This is a genomic window from Pseudomonas sp. PI1 (assembly GCF_000812405.1).
In the GTDB taxonomy this organism is placed as follows: domain Bacteria; phylum Pseudomonadota; class Gammaproteobacteria; order Pseudomonadales; family Pseudomonadaceae; genus Pseudomonas; species Pseudomonas citronellolis.
On sequence record NZ_JWMC01000009.1, the window covers coordinates 64074 to 82060 of the forward strand.

Annotated in this window: 18 protein-coding genes and 1 pseudogene; 7 read left to right on the forward strand and 12 right to left on the reverse strand. The window is 59.9% G+C overall.

Going from position 1 to position 17987, the window contains the following annotated elements; translation table 11 throughout:
* Nucleotides 1-40: 40 nt before the first annotated feature.
* From RN02_RS02735 to RN02_RS02755, 5 genes are all read right to left on the reverse strand, one after another.
* Nucleotides 41-943 carry a cation diffusion facilitator family transporter gene (locus RN02_RS02735; protein ID WP_236695139.1) on the reverse strand — a complete coding sequence of 301 codons (903 nt, stop codon included), beginning with the start codon at nucleotides 941-943 and terminating at the stop codon, nucleotides 41-43.
* A gap of 211 nt (nucleotides 944-1154) precedes the next feature.
* The gene (mgtA, locus tag RN02_RS02740; RefSeq protein ID WP_052267635.1) at nucleotides 1155-3872 is read right to left on the reverse strand and encodes a magnesium-translocating P-type ATPase; all 2718 of its coding nucleotides are present in this window, start codon (nucleotides 3870-3872) and stop codon (nucleotides 1155-1157) included.
* Nucleotides 3873-4078: 206 nt separating this feature from the next.
* On the reverse strand, nucleotides 4079-4783 hold the full coding sequence (locus RN02_RS02745) for an MgtC/SapB family protein (RefSeq protein WP_043313002.1): 705 nt from the start codon (nucleotides 4781-4783) through the stop codon (nucleotides 4079-4081).
* A 407-nt stretch (nucleotides 4784-5190) separates the two neighbouring features.
* Complete coding sequence (locus tag RN02_RS02750; protein WP_043313003.1) at nucleotides 5191-5409, reverse strand: AAA-associated domain-containing protein; 219 nt, start codon at nucleotides 5407-5409, stop codon at nucleotides 5191-5193.
* A 15-nt stretch (nucleotides 5410-5424) separates the two neighbouring features.
* Nucleotides 5425-6411 (reverse strand): site-specific integrase, encoded by a 987-nt coding sequence (locus RN02_RS02755; protein WP_052267636.1) that lies wholly within the window; start codon nucleotides 6409-6411, stop codon nucleotides 5425-5427.
* Between the two features lie 180 nt (nucleotides 6412-6591).
* Here RN02_RS02755 and RN02_RS02760 point away from each other — a divergent pair, with 180 nt between their 5' ends.
* Nucleotides 6592-7575: a DNA-binding protein gene (locus tag RN02_RS02760; RefSeq protein WP_043313005.1), complete on the forward strand. Its 984-nt coding sequence runs from the start codon at nucleotides 6592-6594 to the stop codon at nucleotides 7573-7575.
* 188 nt (nucleotides 7576-7763) lie between these two features.
* Nucleotides 7764-8138 (forward strand): hypothetical protein, encoded by a 375-nt coding sequence (locus RN02_RS02765; RefSeq protein ID WP_236695140.1) that lies wholly within the window; start codon nucleotides 7764-7766, stop codon nucleotides 8136-8138.
* Between the two features lie 215 nt (nucleotides 8139-8353).
* Here RN02_RS02765 and RN02_RS34160 read toward each other — a convergent pair.
* The 4 genes and pseudogenes from RN02_RS34160 to RN02_RS02775 all read right to left on the reverse strand — a co-directional run.
* Nucleotides 8354-8563: pseudogene (locus tag RN02_RS34160) on the reverse strand (hypothetical protein); the annotation flags it as partial.
* Nucleotides 8564-8616: 53 nt separating this feature from the next.
* Nucleotides 8617-9513, reverse strand: coding sequence for a hypothetical protein (locus RN02_RS32000; protein WP_010792921.1), 897 nt, complete (start codon nucleotides 9511-9513; stop codon nucleotides 8617-8619).
* 1139 nt (nucleotides 9514-10652) lie between these two features.
* Nucleotides 10653-11726, reverse strand: a complete 1074-nt coding sequence (locus RN02_RS02770) for a hypothetical protein (protein ID WP_010792920.1) — start codon at nucleotides 11724-11726, stop codon at nucleotides 10653-10655.
* A 30-nt stretch (nucleotides 11727-11756) separates the two neighbouring features.
* The gene (locus RN02_RS02775; RefSeq protein WP_010792919.1) at nucleotides 11757-12947 is read right to left on the reverse strand and encodes a hypothetical protein; all 1191 of its coding nucleotides are present in this window, start codon (nucleotides 12945-12947) and stop codon (nucleotides 11757-11759) included.
* A 207-nt stretch (nucleotides 12948-13154) separates the two neighbouring features.
* Here RN02_RS02775 and RN02_RS02780 point away from each other — a divergent pair, with 207 nt between their 5' ends.
* Nucleotides 13155-13754 carry a hypothetical protein gene (locus tag RN02_RS02780; protein ID WP_223271182.1) on the forward strand — a complete coding sequence of 200 codons (600 nt, stop codon included), beginning with the start codon at nucleotides 13155-13157 and terminating at the stop codon, nucleotides 13752-13754.
* A gap of 132 nt (nucleotides 13755-13886) precedes the next feature.
* Here RN02_RS02780 and RN02_RS02785 read toward each other — a convergent pair whose 3' ends face one another.
* From RN02_RS02785 to RN02_RS02795, 3 genes are all read right to left on the reverse strand, one after another.
* The gene (locus RN02_RS02785) at nucleotides 13887-14963 is read right to left on the reverse strand and encodes a hypothetical protein (protein ID WP_010792917.1); all 1077 of its coding nucleotides are present in this window, start codon (nucleotides 14961-14963) and stop codon (nucleotides 13887-13889) included.
* Nucleotides 14964-14980: 17 nt separating this feature from the next.
* Nucleotides 14981-15559 (reverse strand): hypothetical protein, encoded by a 579-nt coding sequence (locus RN02_RS02790; RefSeq protein ID WP_010792916.1) that lies wholly within the window; start codon nucleotides 15557-15559, stop codon nucleotides 14981-14983.
* A 118-nt stretch (nucleotides 15560-15677) separates the two neighbouring features.
* Entirely contained in the window at nucleotides 15678-16100 is a 423-nt protein-coding gene (locus RN02_RS02795) for a TraR/DksA family transcriptional regulator (RefSeq protein ID WP_010792915.1), read from the reverse strand.
* Nucleotides 16101-16252: 152 nt separating this feature from the next.
* Here RN02_RS02795 and RN02_RS02800 point away from each other — a divergent pair, with 152 nt between their 5' ends.
* From RN02_RS02800 to RN02_RS02815, 4 genes are all read left to right on the forward strand, one after another.
* A complete protein-coding gene (locus RN02_RS02800; RefSeq protein WP_010792914.1) occupies nucleotides 16253-16600 on the forward strand; it encodes a hypothetical protein in 348 nt (115 codons plus the stop codon).
* Nucleotides 16601-16649: 49 nt separating this feature from the next.
* A complete protein-coding gene (locus tag RN02_RS02805) occupies nucleotides 16650-16970 on the forward strand; it encodes a hypothetical protein (RefSeq protein ID WP_010792913.1) in 321 nt (106 codons plus the stop codon).
* Between the two features lie 132 nt (nucleotides 16971-17102).
* On the forward strand, nucleotides 17103-17393 hold the full coding sequence (locus RN02_RS02810) for an HU family DNA-binding protein (protein ID WP_255251287.1): 291 nt from the start codon (nucleotides 17103-17105) through the stop codon (nucleotides 17391-17393).
* A 106-nt stretch (nucleotides 17394-17499) separates the two neighbouring features.
* Nucleotides 17500-17985 (forward strand): hypothetical protein, encoded by a 486-nt coding sequence (locus tag RN02_RS02815; protein ID WP_010792911.1) that lies wholly within the window; start codon nucleotides 17500-17502, stop codon nucleotides 17983-17985.
* Nucleotides 17986-17987: the final 2 nt, after the last annotated feature.

Here is a 17987-nt window from a genome sequence, read left to right on the forward strand (position 1 = left end):
AGTCGGTCTATGAAAGTGCTTTACTCTTCAATTTCTTTTCCTAACAAGGACGCCAGGGGTCTACGTGGGTCATAAGGTTTAGCACCCTGTGACGCTGTAGGACTCTCGTGCGGGCCTCGACAGCGATTGCGTGGCTCGCCTCGACGGTCATCTGTGCATCGACCTCCAGGTGCGCATCTACCACAATCAGGTCACCCATCTTCCGCGTGCGAACATCATGTACCCCGGCCACCCCCGGCGTGCTGCGCAGGGTTTCGACGATGGCATCTACCTCTTCCTTGTCTGCCCCTCGGTCGGTGAGGTCATGCAGGGCGTCCCAGGCAAAGTCCCAGCCCATTTTCGCAACCATGCAGCCAACGATGAGTGCGGCGATTGGGTCGAGTATGGGGTAGCCGGCCAGGTTACCAATGATGCCAATGGCGACCACCAGTGACGAGGCGGCGTCGGAGCGCGCGTGCCAGGCATTGGCCACCAGCATGCTGGACTTGACCCGTTCGGCCACCGCGAGCATATAGCGGAACAGCACCTCCTTGGAGACAAGCGCGACACCTGCCACCCAGAGCGCAGCAGTGTGCACGGTTGGAATAGTATCGGGATACTCAAGCTTGCGCACCGCTGCCCAGAGCATACCCACCCCGACCATCAGCAGAATGGCACCGAGTGCCAGCGAGGCGGCGTTCTCGAAACGCTGGTGACCGTAGGGGTGGTTTTCGTCCGCGGCTTTGCCGCTATGGTGGCTGGCCAGTAGCACGATGAAGTCGGCGACCAGGTCGGAGAGCGAGTGGATGCCGTCGGCGATCAGGCCTTGAGAGCGGGAAAACAACCCCACCGTAATCTGCACTAGGCTGAGTGTCAGGTTGACCAGGATGCTTACAATCGTGCTGCGTTTCGCCGCGCGGCTTCGCTCCTCGGAACTGAAACACGGGTCTTCGTTGTCGGTCATGAAATCAGGTTGATGCATCGCTAGGGGTGTCCATGCAGTGAAAGGTCCACCGTTGGTGGCGCCGGGCCTCAGTCAGTAATTATCGGGGCTACGCTGTCAAAGAGGCGTCAAGTACACGCGTTCCAGGGGGTTCCCAAAGGCCCGCTCTGTTCGACAGCGAGGCAACAGTCTTCCGGAAAGGAAGCGCCGCCGGAGAGGCGGCGCTTGCTGTTCATTGCCAGCCGTAGCGGCGGGCAAACCACCCCTTCATGGCCTGCACCACGCTGGCATAGCCGAGCAGGATTGCCAGCAGGAACGGGAAGTAGCTCCACGGCAGTGCTTGCAGCTTGAAGTAGCCGGCCAGCGACGACATCGGCAGCAGCAAGCCGACCACGACTATCGCCAGGGTCATCGCCAGCAACGGCCACGCCGCGCGGCTGTGCACGAAGGGCAGCTTGCGCGTACGAATCAGGTGCACCACCAGCGTTTGCGAGAGCAGGCCCTCGACGAACCAGCCGGACTGGAACAGGGTCTGGTGTTCCGGCGTGTTGGCGGCGAAGACGTACCACATCAGCGCGTAGGTGAGGATGTCGAAGATCGAGCTCAGCGGGCCGAAGAACAGCATGAAGCGGCCGATGTCGTCGGCCTTCCAGCGCTGCGGCCGGTCCAGTTGCTCGGCGTCGACGTTGTCGAAGGGGATGGCGGTCTGGGACAGGTCGTACAGCAGGTTCTGCACCAGCAGGTGCAGCGGCAGCATCGGCAGGAAGGGCAGGAAGGCGCTGGCCACCAGCACGCTGAACACGTTGCCGAAGTTCGAGCTGGCGGTCATCTTGATGTACTTGAGCATGTTGGCGAAGGTCTTGCGGCCTTCCACCACGCCTTCCTCCAGCACCATCAGGCTCTTTTCCAGCAGGATGATGTCGGCCGCTTCCTTGGCGATGTCCACCGCCGAATCCACCGAGATGCCGACGTCGGCCGCGCGCAGCGCCGGGGCGTCGTTGATGCCGTCGCCCATGAAGCCGACCACGTGGCCGCGCTGGCGCAGCAGCACGACGATGCGCTCCTTGTGCGCCGGGGTGAGGCGGGCGAAGAGGTTGCATTCGGCGGCGCGTTCGCTCAGTTGCCGGTCGCTCAGCGCGTCGATGTCGCTGCCTAGCAGCATGCCTTCGATGGGCAGGCCGACCTCACGGCAGACGCGGCGGGTGACGCGTTCGTTGTCGCCGGTCAGCACCTTCACTGCCACGCCCTGGGAGGCCAGTGCGCGCAGCGCGGCGGCGGTGGTTTCCTTGGGCGGGTCGAGGAAGGCGATGTAGCCGGTCAGCAGCAGGTCGCTTTCATCGGCAACGTGGTACTGCTCGCGGTCGGCCGGCAGCTGCTTAACCGCCACGGCGACTACGCGCAGGCCTTCGTCGTTGAGGCTGGCGGTGTGTTCGCGGATACGCTCCAGCAGTGCGGCGTCCAGCGGTATTTCACACTCACCCAAGCGCACCCGGCTGCAGGCCGCGAGCACTTCCTCGAGCGCGCCCTTGCAGATCAGGCGATGGCCATCGCCCCGCTGGTGGACCACCACCGACATGCGCCGGCGCTGGAAGTCGAAGGGGATCTCGTCGACCTTGACGAAGCCCTCGCCCAGGTGCGCCTCGCGCTCGGCGCCGGCGTGCTCGAGCACGGCGACGTCGAGCAGGTTCTTCAGCCCGGTCTGGTGGTGGCTGTTGAGCCAGGCGTCGTCGAGCACCGCTTCGCAGGGGGTGCCGAACACGTCGGTGTGGCGTTCGAGGACGATGCGATCCTGCGTCAGGGTGCCTGTCTTGTCGGTGCAGAGCACGTCCATGGCGCCGAAGTTCTGGATGGCGTCGAGGCGTTTGACGATGACCTTCTTGCGCGACAGCACCACGGCGCCCTTGGCGAGCGTGGAGGTGACGATCATCGGGAGCATTTCCGGGGTCAGGCCGACGGCGATGGACAGGGCAAACAGCGAGGCTTCCAGCCAGTCGCCCTTGGTGAAGCCGTTGAGCAGCAGCACGAGCGGCGCCATCACCAGCATGAAGCGGATCAGCAGCCAGCTGACCTTGTTGACGCCTTGCTGGAAGGCCGTGGGTTCGCGGTCGCTGCTCAGCACGCGCTCGGCGAGGTTGCCGAAGTAGGTCCGCTGGCCGGTGCCGACCACCAGCGCGCGGGCGCTGCCGCTGACGACGTTGGTGCCCATGAAGCAGAGGTTGTCGCGCTCCAGGGGGCTACCGGCGGCACCGCGGTGCGGGTGCGGGAATTTCTCCACCGGCAGCGATTCGCCGGTGATCGCGACCTGGCTGATGAACAGGTCCTTGGCTTCGAGCACGCGCAGGTCGGCGGGGATCATGTCGCCCGCCGAGAGCAGCACCACGTCGCCGGGCACCAGGTCGCGGAAGGGCACCTCGACGGCGCCGCGCCGATCGGCGCCGGCGGCACCGGGACGCAGCACGCTGGCGGTGTTGCTCACCAGCGCCTTGAGCCGTTCGGCGGCGCGGTTGGAGCGCGACTCCTGGATGAAGCGCAGCAGCGTGGAGATCAGCACCATGCTGCCGATCACGGTCGCCGCCTTGAAGTCGTCGGTCAGCCAGGACACCAGGGCCAGCAGGCTGAGCAGCAGGTTAAAGGGGTTGCGGTAGCACCACCAGAGGTGCAGCAACGGCGAGACCGGTTTCTCCTGGTCGACGACGTTGGCGCCGACCTGCGCGAGCCGGGCCTCGGCGTGGGCAGTGTCGAGCCCGCCGAGCGCACTTCCGAGGCGGCGCAACAGAGCTGGGGCTTCGAGTTCGGCCGCGCTCGCCAGCTCCCGCACGAAGTCCGGTGGCAGGCTGCCTCGGGTGCTGCCATTACGCAGCAATTCCAGGACCGCCTGGCGGCGGAAGTGACGGCTGAGGCCGTGGTCGAAGAGGGCCAGCAGGCGCCGGCTGAAGTGTTTGAAAAGCATGATGCACTCCTGGGCGGCCGCAGCGAGGCGGCTTCCCTGTGGGGTTGCGGAGCGCAGGAACTGCGCCGCCGCCGGTCAGGCCGGACGGCGGCGCGAAGGGATCTCGCTAGCCGCCGTCCGGCCCGGGTCTGGGTGAATCGGGACTGGGGTCGGGGTTCATGGCCGGGCTCCGGGATCTCCTGTTCGGGTGGGTGGGAAAGGCCGCATCAGTCGGAGGCCAGTTCGTGGACTTGCCAGCGCACTGAGCTGACGCCCTTCTCGAGGCTGATGCGGCTGACCAAGCGCTCCAGCTGGGTGGTGGCGGTGTGGTTGCCGAGCAGTTCGGCGCGGACTTCCAGCTTGCTCGGGTTGGCCTGGTCCTCACTGTGCAGGGACTGCAAGCGCAGGGCGGCACCGTCGAGGCTGTGCAGCATCAGGCTGCGCACCTGGATCTCGTCCTCGGCACGGCAGACGATCTCCACGCCATAGCGATGCACCACTTCGCTAGCCGGCACCACGTCCTGGTGGTTGAGGCGCTGGGCGATGTCGCGCAGCAGGATGTTGGCGCAGAGCACCACTAGGCTGCCGAGGGTCGCCTCAAGCAGCAGGCCCATGCTGCACAGCACGCCGATGGCGGCGGTGCACCAGAGGGTGGCGGCGGTGTTCAGTCCGCGCACGTTGAGGCCGTCGCGCATGATCACGCCGCCACCGAGGAAACCGATGCCGGAAACCACGTAAGCGGCAATGCGCGAGGCATCGGAGGCCAGGCCGGGGACGCTCTGGGTCATCAGCACGAACAGGCAGGCGCCGGTGCTGACGAGCGCGTTGGTACGCAGGCCGGTGAGGCGCTGACGCAGTTGGCGTTCGGCGCCGATCAGGGCGCCGAGAATGAGGGCTGCGGCGGCGCGCAGCAGGAAGATTTTCCAATCCATGATTCACCTCGTTCGCGGCACAAGGCCGCCGTGGGCGCCGGATACGGCGCAGGCAAGGGTCGATGGATTGCGAGAGGTCGCACGGCTTCGCCCGCGAGCTATGGCTGTCGCGGAGAAAGCGTGGAGGAGAATGGGGATGCGTCATCCCGATCGGGATGCGGATCGCCACTGTCCGCTGTGTTCAGCGAGACAGTGGCAGGGGTGTACTGCCGGACGTGCTCGCTGTTCAGACCTGTCGCAATCGACTAGGGCAACTGTCCAAGGCAGGACTCCTGTGTGGGGAAACGAAACGCGGCGCACGGTACGCCGACAGCCCTGCTCCGTCAAGCCCTTTGGAGGGCTTCGAAACAGGACAAAGTATGGCACTGCCAGCTTACCGAAAGCTTAAGCTGTAGTTGCTACAACGCTCAGTGCTGCTGCGCGTTTTCGCGAACCGGGGGCTGGCAGCGGGTGCTAAAGGCGTACTCGTAGAGTTCGGCGTAGCGACCCCACTCGATGGCGAACTTGAGCACGCGCGCGGCCTCCTCGGCGTTCATGTACTCCATCAGGCGGTCGAGCACGGTTTTTCCCGCAGCCCTCGGGCTCCAGGCCATCTCAGTCCATTCGAGGCTGGTCTGAATACTCATTGCACCGTCGCCACTCTAGAGTGTCGATGTTAGTGAGGGGGTAGGCAGATTCGCCAAAGGGCTGGCAGAAGAGTCAAGCGAGGCCCTCGCCGCGAGACCACCGAAGGAGATCGCCGGGTCTACGTAGCGCATCGCTGACTTGATGTCCTTCCAGCCCACATAGGTCATCAGCGCCTTGATATCCCAACCGTTGGCCGTGGCCCAGGTGGCAAAACCGCGCCGCAGCGAGTGGCTGGTGTACGTCTCGGCCGGAACACCGGCCCGCTGCAGGGTCTGGCGCAGCAAGTTGATCAGGCTGCCTGGGTTCAAGGCTTCCTCATTCAGGTGGCCCCAACGATCCAGTCGGCGGAATACGGCGCCTCGAACAATCCCCGCCGCATTTATCCATTCCAAGTAGGCCTGCACGGGGCAGAGGCGTTTCAACGCCGGTGCGTAGTGTGTGGTGCCCTGGTTATTCCGGTCTGCCTTGCTCCAAGGCAGGAACAGCGTCATGCCGGCACCGGCTTCGGCCTGGATGTGCTCGACCTGCAGGCGGCATAGCTCATCGCTACGAAAACCACGCCAGAACCCAATCAGGAGTAGCGCGACATCGCGCCGACAGCGTAGATGGCCGGCCAACTCACCAGCTTGGTAGGTGCGCGCAGCCTCCTGTTCCAGCCAGTGAATAGCCTGCTCCAGGTGCAGCAATTGCAGCGGCGCCGCCTGCTTGACCTGAGTCGGGTGCAACGTGCGGACGCCTTTGAGGACCTGGCGCACCGTGGGCGTCTTGGTCGGATCGGGAAATCCCTGGCTGACATGCCACTGGGCCAGAGCGGCTAAGCGTTGCTTGAGCGTGTTGAAGCTGAGGCTGTCGGCGTAGTCCACCAGGTAGCGGACGATGCTGTCGCTGGTGGCCGGCAGAAAGCCGCCCCAGTGCACCTCAAAGTGCTCAATGGCGGACTGGTAACTGCGCCGGGTGTTCTCTCGGGTACCGGCCTGTAGGTACCGCTCGACGTCGCTCATCGCCCCTTCACGCTCGTTTCGTACCGGGAAGCGGGTCATCCTCGCCCAAATCTGGTCTTATCATGGAATAACCCTCGATTATTTTATCAGAAAAATTGTCTTCTCTCAGGATCGATGGGTCTTATAGTTAGTATGTATATACATGGTATGTACGTTGGTACGAAATCGTAGGAGTAGCTCATGGCTCGAGGCGGCATTAACAAGGCACTGGTTCAAAAGGCACGGCGAGCCATCCTGACTCGCGGCGAACACGCCAGCATTGATGCCGTACGGGTCGAACTCGGCAATACCGGTTCCAGAACCACAATCCACCGCTACCTGAAAGAACTGGAGGAGGCCGAGCGAGGGCGTAGCGAGGCAGCAATTCCGCTGAGCGGCCAATTGACCAATCTGGTGGCGCAGATGGCGGAGCAACTGGCTGAGGAGGCACAAGCGGCGGTAGCCGAGGAGCGGGAGCAGCTAGCCCGCGAGCGACGGGACTACCATGAGCGTATTCATCACGCGGAAAGCCGTAGCCAGCAATTCGAGGCGCAATGCACGGCCCTCGCGGAGAAGTTGCAGGCCTTAGAGCAAAGCCTCCAGCAGGAGCAGCAGCAACGGCAGCAGGCCGACGTTGAGAAAGCTCGCCTGCGGCAGGCCAACGGCGATCTGGAAACCCGCGTGCAGGATCGCGATGGGCAAATTCGCTCGCTGGAAGAGAAGCATCAGCACGCTCGCGATGCGCTGGAGCACTATCGCCAAGCCAGCAAGGAACAGCGTGAACAAGAGCAGCGTCGGCACGAGGCCCAGGTTCAACAACTGCAAATGGAGCTGCGGCAGTTACAACAGACCCTGATGATCAAGCAGGACGAGTTGACACAGCTGAATCGTGATAATGCACGCCTGCTCACCGAAATCCGGCAGGAGCAACGAGAGCGGCATTCGCAAGAGAAGCTCCTGGCGCAGACTAACCAGGCGCTGGCCAACGCCGAACGCACGAACGCGATCTTGGAGCAGCGACTCGAGGCGCTGCAGGTTGAAGCAAACAGCCTTCGCGATGCATCGACGGAGCAGATACTGCAAGCGCAGAGCCTTAAGGAGCGCCTGATCGAAGTCACCACGCAGTTGAAGTTGCTCGAGCAACCTAGCAGCCCGCAGCTTGGTCCGGGACGGGGGACTAGCTGAGGTTTTTTCGTCGGCGAATGATTTTAAAACCGAAAGCCAGGCCTCAGAGAAAGAACATAATTAACAATGAGTTACAGACCAAATGAATGAATTTTCCCCTTATCTCGGCATGACCCCAGGTACTCAGAGCTGAAGCAATAGCGGCCGACAGGTCCTTTTCCAAAGGTCGGCTTCGGGACGAGTTCCGGATGAAGCCGAAACCTGATGCGACGCCGGTGGCGCATTACAAGAACGGTTATGGTGGGACCTTCGGTGTGTACCGAATCGCGGACTGCCTCCCAATGCGGGAGCGCAAGGCTGCTGCCCCCTCCCCCAAGCAAGTCCGGGCGGCGGCCATACTTGCACTGAAGGGCCGGATGCAAAGCAAGGTGGCCAAGGCCTCTCATGTCGCGGTGCAATGGCTGGCCACAGCACCTCTCGTGCTTGATGCCGAGACCACCAATGCGCACCCGACGCATGTGCTCGGCGCGGGCATGTTCGTGGGCTGCTCGGTATTCATAGCGGCGGGTTCCGTCGTGGGTTCCTTTTACAGTTTGAGGATGCTGCTGAAGCAGTCCGCGTGATGAGGTCAAGCATCTCGGTAGTGGACAGAGAAAAAACCTGATCCTCGCCGGAAAGTGCGCTCCATTTTTCCAGCCCAAGATCTTCGGCTAGTGCTGCACTGGTGACAGCCATAGAAGAGTCATCAGTGAAGAGCACCACCAAGATACCTCCAACAACGTCGACCTCCTGGACGCCGGGGAGGGTCGCTAGGCTTTGAGGAGAAAGCGGTGTGTAGTCAGTAGCCATCGTGTGTTCCTCTGTTACGCGATTGGGACGATCCAATCCTCAAGCCGGGTACGCGGTCGAACTCTCGGCGGTTGTTGGTGACAACGATCAGCCCCTGAGAGTTGGCGTGCCCGGCGATCATCTGGTCATAAGGGCCGATTTGTTTGCCCAAGCGGGCCAGCTCAACGCGGAGCTGACCAGTGTGGGCGGCAGCCTCCAGAACAAACCCGACAACCAAGCGAGGGTGGATGTCGGGTTTGCGTATTAACGCCCTCACTCTCGAGCGAAATGGCTCTTGAGGGCTCCCAGCGCACTTCGTTGGAACCTGAACTTCCGTTTCGAAGATCCGTAGGGAGCGCCTGGCACGATCAGGCATTCGCCCCGACGTCCATTCACCATTTCTTCCAGCTGGAGTCTGCAATCATCCGAACGCAGTTCGCGGCTGCATTTGATGTGCAGGGAAAATGGATCGCCAACTGGTTCATCGGGAATGGTCTCGTGCTCCCACGGCCCCGGCTGTTTGCATAGGATCAGGCCAACACGCCACATGCGAGCAATCTCTGCCACGTCGACCAGACTTTGCCCTTTAGCGCAGTGGTAGCGCTCATCGAGCACAACCAGGTCTCCCCTTTCAGGTTTCGTAGGGCTCAAATCAAGAGGCCCCACCATGTGTGTTTGAGCCATACGTTCTGGGCAAACGACAAGAGCGCAACGTCCAGGATACTTCAGCGAAATTCGATCCCAGACATCCTGCCAGCCGCACTCAGAGACCTCTCCGACAACTGATGTCGGTTGGTGGTGAAGAAGGCTTACCAGGTGCACCCGGCCGCGGCAGGAAGACAGGTAACGATCAGCAATTAGCAATGCTGAGGTGGACTTTCCTGCTCGAGTTCGCCCCGTTACCGAAATCATGGGGCGTGTCTCAGTAAGAGATACAGTGAATACGCCGCCGGCGTACAGCGGGAGAGCAAACCTGGCCAGCAAAGTCTCGTCATCATCGCAGGCGAGGAACTCCTGGATGCGATGCCAGGGGACCTGAGCGCCATGCGCGGCGGCAGCTTGGTCCAGAGCCTCATGGAGACTGAGCCCCTCTGACTTGGCCAGCTTTTTGGCATCCTTCTTCACCTGGTCGAGGGATGCGCCGGAGGGGAAACGGTTAGAAATGGTCAAAGCATGCTCCTTGGCGGCAATCTTGTGCCACGCCCACTAGACACATTGCCTAGGGCAATGCTTGGAGGAAGAGAAGTATTGAAGCCATGGCCTAATCCGGCCTTCGCCCAAGGTGGGCGTGCGAGCGCTGGCCAGCGCTCCACTGCGATACTAACCCAACTCCAGTGCATTTCCAGCGAGGCACCTATGGATGATCCACTTTCCGAACTGCATGCAGACTTCGTGTGGTGCAGGCTTTCTGATTACTGGGGGCCTGTGACCTGGTCGGCCGGGGATGTTTGGATTACAAGGGATGAAGATGGCTGGTGGCTAGACGATGACCGCTCAGCGACGGAAGACCAGGTCAGAGAGCTTCTACAGCGAGCTAGAGGCAAGGTAGAGCTTCATGGCTGCGGCCCCCTGCGCCCCAGGTAGGGTTTGCAACGTAACCTATTGATAATCCTTCCCACCTTGGTGAAGGAGAGGCTGGAAAGCGGACCGCGAAACCAGCCTGGGCCAGCGCCCTTTCACAGTACGATCAGTCCTGAACTGGATGAGGACTGAATCCATGGATCACCTAGACATACATCATCCGCCGGCAGCGACTGAAGACGACTGGCAAGCCCGATGCGGTGTACAGAAGAGCGTGCAAACCGACCGTTATGGTTGCGGGGTAGCGTGTTTAGCGATGGTTACCGGCTGGACATATCAACGAGCTCGGGAGCATTTCGTAAGCCAGGGGCTTGGCAAAAGGAGGCATGGCCGACCGCCCTTCTCTACGAGTTCGGGCGAGATGAGGATGGCGGTGGCCACGGCAGGACTTCTGACAGTGACTCGCCGGTGGCGGGGATGGGCCGATCTTCACGGCCTGGCGATAGTCAAATTGCGCGACATACGTCCCGGAGAAAGGGAACGATGGCACTGGGCTGTGGCGTTTCGACACCCCGAGTTTGAAATCGCAGTCTTCGATCCGCACCGAGAATGGCCGGGGTTCATTCAACCGCCAATGGACACCCTCTGCACCATCTTTGAGGCATTTCAGCCGAAAGGCGAATGGTTGCAGGTCGAGCAGAGCTTCCCCTTAGCACCAGCTGTCATGTGACGTTTATGGTGCATGTCTCCCATTCTGACCTGATGGGAGACACTCGTTCTGCAGAGCCTCAGGCCTGGGGCAGCTTCACTACTCCCCACCCACTGCCGCCGGCGAGGACCACTGGCCGGTCAATGTTGGGAAGGTGCAATTCAGGAAAGTCGCAGTAGCGCTCCATTGCACGGGCAAATCGCATGGCCAACTCGAAGCCATTGTCGCGCTGCTCGGGCACAGGAAGAGTCTGGCCCGAGACAATGTCGACCACCACACTCCCCAACGATTTGGAGTTAGACGACAAGGTGAGATGCCATGCGCTCTGCCCTTCAAGGAAGCTGCCGAAGATCGAGGTTTCGACGTCATCGAGCACTCGAAGCTGTGGCTCCCTGAAAAAGACCACTGCGGTTTGTGCCTTCGCTCCCTGCGGTGAAGTGATCCATTCATAAATCGCATAGCTGGTCTGATCAGGGTTCAGCTCAGGGTCAGGCGCCAAGCCAGTCATGAACACAGGGACCGAGCCGAGTTCGGAGTCGCTGAAATAGCCCAACCGTGCGACAGGTAGTCCAAATGGTACGTCGTAGTCACGCCCGTCGCTGAGCTCCAGGTTCCAGCCGAGATGCTGGAACATCGCCATGTACACCCGCTCATTGGTGAAGTGGCAGCCTCGGCGGTAGTTTTCTTCAGTACCAGGAACAAGCGCTCGATTTTCTTGATCCAGAGCGATGAGGATTTTGTCCAACCTCGAGGAAGGCGACTCACCCTCCTGATAAAGGGCCTCTTTGACGGCCGCGCGAAGCGGCACGAGTTCAAATGAGCCCAGGGGATTTGCCCATAGGAAGAAATTGGCGGTCGCCGGCTTCACACCGAACTCGTGGATCAGGATTGAGCGATGTTCTGCAAGAGTCGAAAGCCGAAGTTCCGGACTCAAATCCTCAGTCATGAACACGCAGTTCTGTTCTGGGTTGCAGGCCTCGACCATTGCGTTCCAGTGATGCCACCCTGACAGCCTCAGGAACACTTCACGACTTCGATCTTTCAGGCCTGGAAGGAATCCGGCCAGACACCCGACCCACGCACGAGCATAGTCCTCCGCAGGGAAGATCATCGGCTTGTCCAGCTGGGGGGCAGATGTATTGGTCTTGATCACAAAAACTCCTAGAGGCGGTGAGCACTCTGCTCACTCGCCATGATTCGACAAGCAGCTCTTCTGCCAGTCCGTGCCGTGAATTCGTACAAAGGCCTCCATTTCAGGAGACAGCGGACTCTCGATCCTGAAGTCTCCATAGGCCTCAAGAAATCTCCCCCACCGTTCTCGCAACAGCCCGCCGCGCCTGTATTTAGGCGCCAGCCAGATCCAGGATAAAGTCCAGGGGCTGCCTGATGGTTTCGTTTCCGTCTCGTAAAGGAATGCACAAGCGCCTGCGATCGTGCCGTCAGCACCAGCTGGAATCAGGTAGCCGTGCCAGTCAGCCGTTGCTTTAGTCGACATCGTTCCGGGCCACTGGACAAAGTCGTAGGCAAAGTCCGAGCGGAAACGCTGGGCGCGCTTCAATACCTCCTGATGCATCCACATGGGCACCGATGCGTCTACCCGCTCGGCGCCAGCGCCACACTTGAGCCTGGCCGCAAACCGCTTGTTCGGGCCCGGGTCCAGTAACCGCTGTGTTTCTCTATGAACCTGACGATGTGCCTCACGATCATTACGACTGCTGGGCAGGTAGGTCGTACCGCAGTAGGCACAGGTTTTTAGTGCCGAGTTGACGTCACGATATCGGGGCCCGGCTACTTCCAGCGACAACACATCCTCCCCTTGGAGCACCAATGTGAAGCGGTTTCCTAACTCATCCCGGTGGCGCTTGGTCGTTGGAAATGCCGGCTGGCGCTCCACATCTGACCGGAGGACTGTCGTGGTACAGCCGCGGGAAACCTCATAGGTGAGGATGAGGTACTCCGACTCCGTCAGCATGGGCTTGCCTGCCAGGTTGCCCTTTATCGCCTGCACCAGCTGACCAGGTGAGACAGCGAAGCCCAGGCGTTCCATGAAGATCAGCAGAGCAACGGCATCGGCAACGGCATAGCCATCCAACCACAACACATCGTCGTCGAGGCGCCTGGGCTTCCGGCACAAGCTGACTTTAGGGATTCTGAAGTAGGCAGCCAGTGCCTCTGCGTATCGGCCGGCCGCAGCAAACCCGCGGTACTCAGTCGCGATAATCAAATCATCGAAGTCGGATCTCGAAATACCGCCACACTCCAACAGTGCACGCTCGGCCGGAGTTAATCTCATCCGATCATCAAGCCGGGGGCGCTTCTCCGTCAGCAGTTTGTAGATCCGCTGCAACTGATCACTGGAAAGCTTGCCGGTCAAAAGCTACCTCTCGTGTCGCGGCTGTTTGGGGAACAGGCAGTCTAACGACCGCCGGGCAAATTCAAAGGCGAATTCCCCGAGTGGTCACGTGCGGGTAGAAACGGATCAAGCTACTTTGAGGTTAACCATCCCTCAGAGGACCTCCAGATGACAGCCACAAGGAAGAGGCACAGCGCTGCCTGGTTGATCTCTACGGCTTGGATGCTGATGACTACCGCTGCAATGGCGGCAGAGAACCCTACCCAGGGCGACCCATTCTCACCAACCACACTCAAGGACTGGGTATCAGTCATCAGCACCCTGATCACCATGGCCCTGGCGATTTGGGGTATCTGGAGCGGCTTGAGGTCAGCCCGAAATGCGATCCAAGAGAAGCGAAAGGAACACCGTCAGAAGCAGCTTGCCGCTGCACGGGACATGATGAAGGAGATTTTCACAGATCCACTCGCCCGCTCTGCGATGCGAATGATGGACTGGTCAGGCCGGACCTTCACCCATGAAGGCCAGACCTACGTCGTTCACTGGAGGGACCTCAAACCAGCCCTTGTCGTGCATGAGAAGGGGATGGGGTTCAGCAAGCAGCAGGAGTTCATTCGTGACTGCTTTGAGGCCTTCTTCGATCACATGCTGGTGCTCGAGCACTTCCTTGATCAGGACTACCTGCACGAAGCCGACATTGCTGTGCCCTTGGAGTATTACGCCGGGCGCGTCATGTCATTTCCTGATACTTATGACGGGTTCCTGCGGGCTTATGGGTACAGCGAAGCACGCGCATTGATGCAACGCCTTGCGGAAGGCGGAAAATAGGGCCGGCACCAGGGCGAAATCCCACATTTCGTGCAAAGTGCCCTTGCTTACACGGCCTACGATGGGGCTTTGTCCCTTGCTGTCTGCTCTGCAGGAGTCCGCATGAAACTGAAGGCCTCCGCTGGGGCAGAATCACTCCATCGGCGGGGGGAGCAGGATGTCAGAGAAGGGCTCAGGCACCACCACATTGTAGGGTTTCAGCTGTTCGAGGAGCCCTTTGTAGCCGAGCAACGGAATGGTTCGAGCAGGTTCACCAAGGTCGTTGCCAAAGAAGTTTTCCCAGTGCCCCAACAGCACAAGACGCGGTTTGGTCACCCTGAGGAGCCCTGTGGGGTAGTAACTGACTTGATTCCACCCTCCCCCGCAAAGGATCTCGACGTCGACGCGCTTTGAGTCAGAGATTATGGGTGGAAAGCCCCATGGAGGTTCAGCGGCGCTGTCTTGATAGTGAATGCGGTAAACCGGCCGACCATCCTCCCCGAGGAGGTCAATCATCCAGGCCAGAGTTACTTCACCAAGTCTCCAGTCCAGCAGACCAGTCGGCAAATCGTCGAGTTCCCAGTCGTACTCACCTGGGATGAAGTTATGGCCGAAGAGGTGCCCGGCATGCATGCTTCTAATAGGCATCACACGGATCGAACCCACGGAATTTGCTCCGTTTACGTCCCCATCAGTGATGACCTTCCCGTCGGAGTAAAACCATGTACCAGGTCGGGAGGGATCACGATGGTCGGTTATCTGCTGCTGACTTGGCACCACCACCGCGCCAGCGCCAAAGATCCGCTGTCCTGAGCTGTTCTTTGCTGCATGAAGAATGTGCTTAACCGTTTCAGACCCGTATACGACCGCTTTCGGAGAGTGCTTATCTACGACCCGCGGCACATCGAGAAGATGATCGTAGTGCGCATGACCCACCAGAAGCATCGTCACGTCTGCTGCAGGCGGCATGTGTCTGTCGACCTTCTCGTTGTCGGCTACCACTCGGGCCGGGGGTATCCCAGGAATGCCGAGGCTGGCCGGGTTGGTGTACGAAGGCGCCAGCAATAGCCCCTCCCCACGCCAATGTATGAGCCAGCCACCTACGCCAAGAAACTGAATCTTCGGCTCATCGCCCCAATGGTGATTCTGAACCGGTAACCCTTCTGAAAGCGGCTCATGAGTACAGCCGACCAGCAAACTCAATCCCAGTACGATCGATAGCCCTCGCATGGTCGGCACCCCTGCTGTCAAGGTTCGAAGCGGTATACGCGGTGGTAGAAGGCCCAAAGCATGGAAAACATCGCGACCAGCAATACCCAGTGGGTTACCTCTGGCTTGAACAATGGCAAGAGGAAACCCAGTTTGAAGTAGTCGATTCCAAGAAGGCATACCAATAGCATGCCAAGGACCAATAGCCCCCTGGGCCCCTTCATCATGCGAAGTGGATGGGCAATAACAGCAGAGAGGGGAACTCCAAGCAGTGCCAAATAGACAACCCAGACCTGCTCCGAAGGGATCGGCTCGTTTAAGAAGCGAAGACCAGCGAAACCCAGTAGCAGCGTCAAGCAGTCCACCAGGTCAGAGACGAAGGCGCGCCTGGTGTAGCCCTTCCCAAGATCATAGTGCCTGACCATCAGCCTGCTGAATTGCAGGCAGTGGTAGCCAATGAACCAGGCAGCCATACACAGAGACCAGCCGTTTGGGGACGCGCTCTCGAGAAATACCCTGGCATGCAAGGCACTAACCGTCCAGACAAGAGCGGCTCCCAGCGCTGCCGGGTAAAGCAACCCTGAAACGAGAAAGTACATGCGGGGACCGACTTCCATGATGCAGCTCCTAGGTAAGAGATGTTCAGCCTGCATTTTGACTGATCATAGAACCTGAGGAGTGAGGAAGTAGGAAGATCGAAAGGAGAGTCGAGGGGGCATGCCCCCTCGCTGGAGGTCATGCTACACGCTGGCGCTGCGCACGACGTTCCTGAATCTCTTGAGCATCGATGCAAAGGCTTGCAGTCGGCGCGACCAAAAGGCGCTTGAGCCCAATCGGCTGCCCAAACTCAGCGCAGTAGCCATAATCTCCTTCTTCGATCCTTTTCAGTGCAGCCTCCACGTCCAACAACTCTGCCTGGTCCCGCTTCAGCATCCGCATTTCCATCGCGCGCTGCTCTTCCGCGGAGGCAGTATCCGCCGCATCCGGGAGACGCGCCTCGGAGTCATCGCGGAACGCCTCTGCTCGTTGAGCGAGCAGGCCCTGTAGGTGCAGTTTTCGATTGAGAAGAAGTTCCTTGAAGAAAGCCAGTTGCTGGTCGGACATGTAATCCGACTCCGGCGCGGAAAGCAGTTGCTGCTGAGTGAGTAAGGTGGACATAGGCGATTCCTTGTGAAGAGGTGGATGGCCCGAGCTTAACGAGGCCTCTCCCCTCTTCAACTCAAATGCCTCCGCTAAATCCCCGGCTACGCAGTCTTGAACCACAGGACTGCACCGTTATGGTCACCGTCCACACCAGCAGGAGGACATTCATGGAATTCAAAGCGTTGGGCACTGGCCGTTCCACATTCGATGAGCACTACGGGGCGGCAGCCTATTCCCTGGGCGATCAGCTCGGTTTCATTTACTTTCGCTCAACCGGCATCGAGCCGAGCCATTGGGAAAGCCGTATCTATGAGAACGGCCTGGTAGCAATGGCGCCAGTGGCTACTGACACGGCTATCCAGGAGGCATTCGACAAAGTGGATCTCTGTGCCGCGCATGCCAGAGCTTTCTCCAGAGCGATGGAAGCTCTGAGCGCGCATGGTTGCTCCGATGAGGTGCTCTGTTTGCTAACAGCGGCAGAGGGGCAAATTCAGGAGTTGATTTCCGCTGTTTAGCGCTGAAAGAGGCTGCTACCCTTGTCGTGAGAGTCAAGAGGAACGCGCTATGCAAACCACCGTCAAAAGCGCTGCAGAAATCGAAGTCGGCCCATTCCGCTATACCGAACGAGCCTTCCTAGCTACCTTGCTTTGCCTGGCCATCGGAGCGCTGGCGTTGGCATCGATGCTCGGGAGTCACCCCACGAGCGATGCCACCTTGGGCACACGCATGCTGTCAGTGCAGATGATCGCTGCCTACCTGATCGTACCAATCACCAGTGTGGGCGGTTTCCTGTGCCACAGAGCCGGCTCTAAGGCCCTTGCCGGAATGCTCCCCCTTATTGGAGCAGGCTTCTTGGCCGGCGCGCTGGGCGCAAGCTTGATCTGATTTCCCCTTAGGCTCGGCATTGCCGAGCCGTTTTCTTTTTGTGCGGCGCGTCTATGGAATCCAATCGCTGCAGAAGACCAGATTCACTTGGAGGCCACCAGGCCGCCGTTATACTGCTTACTTCACCCCCTGATTTACATGGAGAAATGCGTGAATAAACAAGAACTTATCAACCAAATCGCCGAGTCCGCGGACATCACCAAGGCTGTCGCTGGGAAAGCACTGGATGCGGTGATCGAGTCCGTGACTTCCGCGCTGAAGGCCGGTGACACTGTGACGCTGGTGGGCTTTGGCTCATTTTTGGTAAAGGAGCGCGCTGCGCGCGAGGGTCGCAATCCTCAAACCGGGAATCCTGTCCAGATTGCTGCTGCGAAGATTCCTGGCTTCAAGCCGGGCAAGGCGCTCAAGGACGCGATCAACTGATCGCTCCATCGCAAGACAACCCCGCCCTTCGGCGGGGTTTTTTTTGATATCCCCCAAAAAAGGGGCACTCCCTTTCCATTATTGGATTGAACAAGGATTTCAAGACATGAAATACATCCACACTCCTGAAGCGAAGGCATTCCTGGTCGACGGCAGCACTTGGCCGGCCACCATAAACACTTCGCTCCCCCATTTCCTCGCCAAGGCATCCGGCATGCTCTTTGGCGGCAAGAGCAGCCAGGAGATCCGCCTGGCTGAAGGTCAAGTTCTACCCAAAATTGAGCATGCGCGCAGTCTGGTACTACGCCAGCTCCGCCCATTCCTGTTTGTCGACCCGACAGGGCTGTTCAACGGCATGGAGCCGGTTGCTGCATACGATAAGTCGCTGATCGTCGCAGACCAGGTCCTGGTGGCTGTTGATCTGCTTGAGGACTTCGACATTTTCGTTGGGCTGACCCGTCTGTATCCGGCCTTGGTGAACGATGCTGCGGCCGTGAGAGCCGAACTCGCCAACCAGATTGCCCGTAGCTACAACGGCGTCCACAAGAGCGTACGGAACGTGAATAGCGGCCGCGCGCACCCAAGCGGATGAGC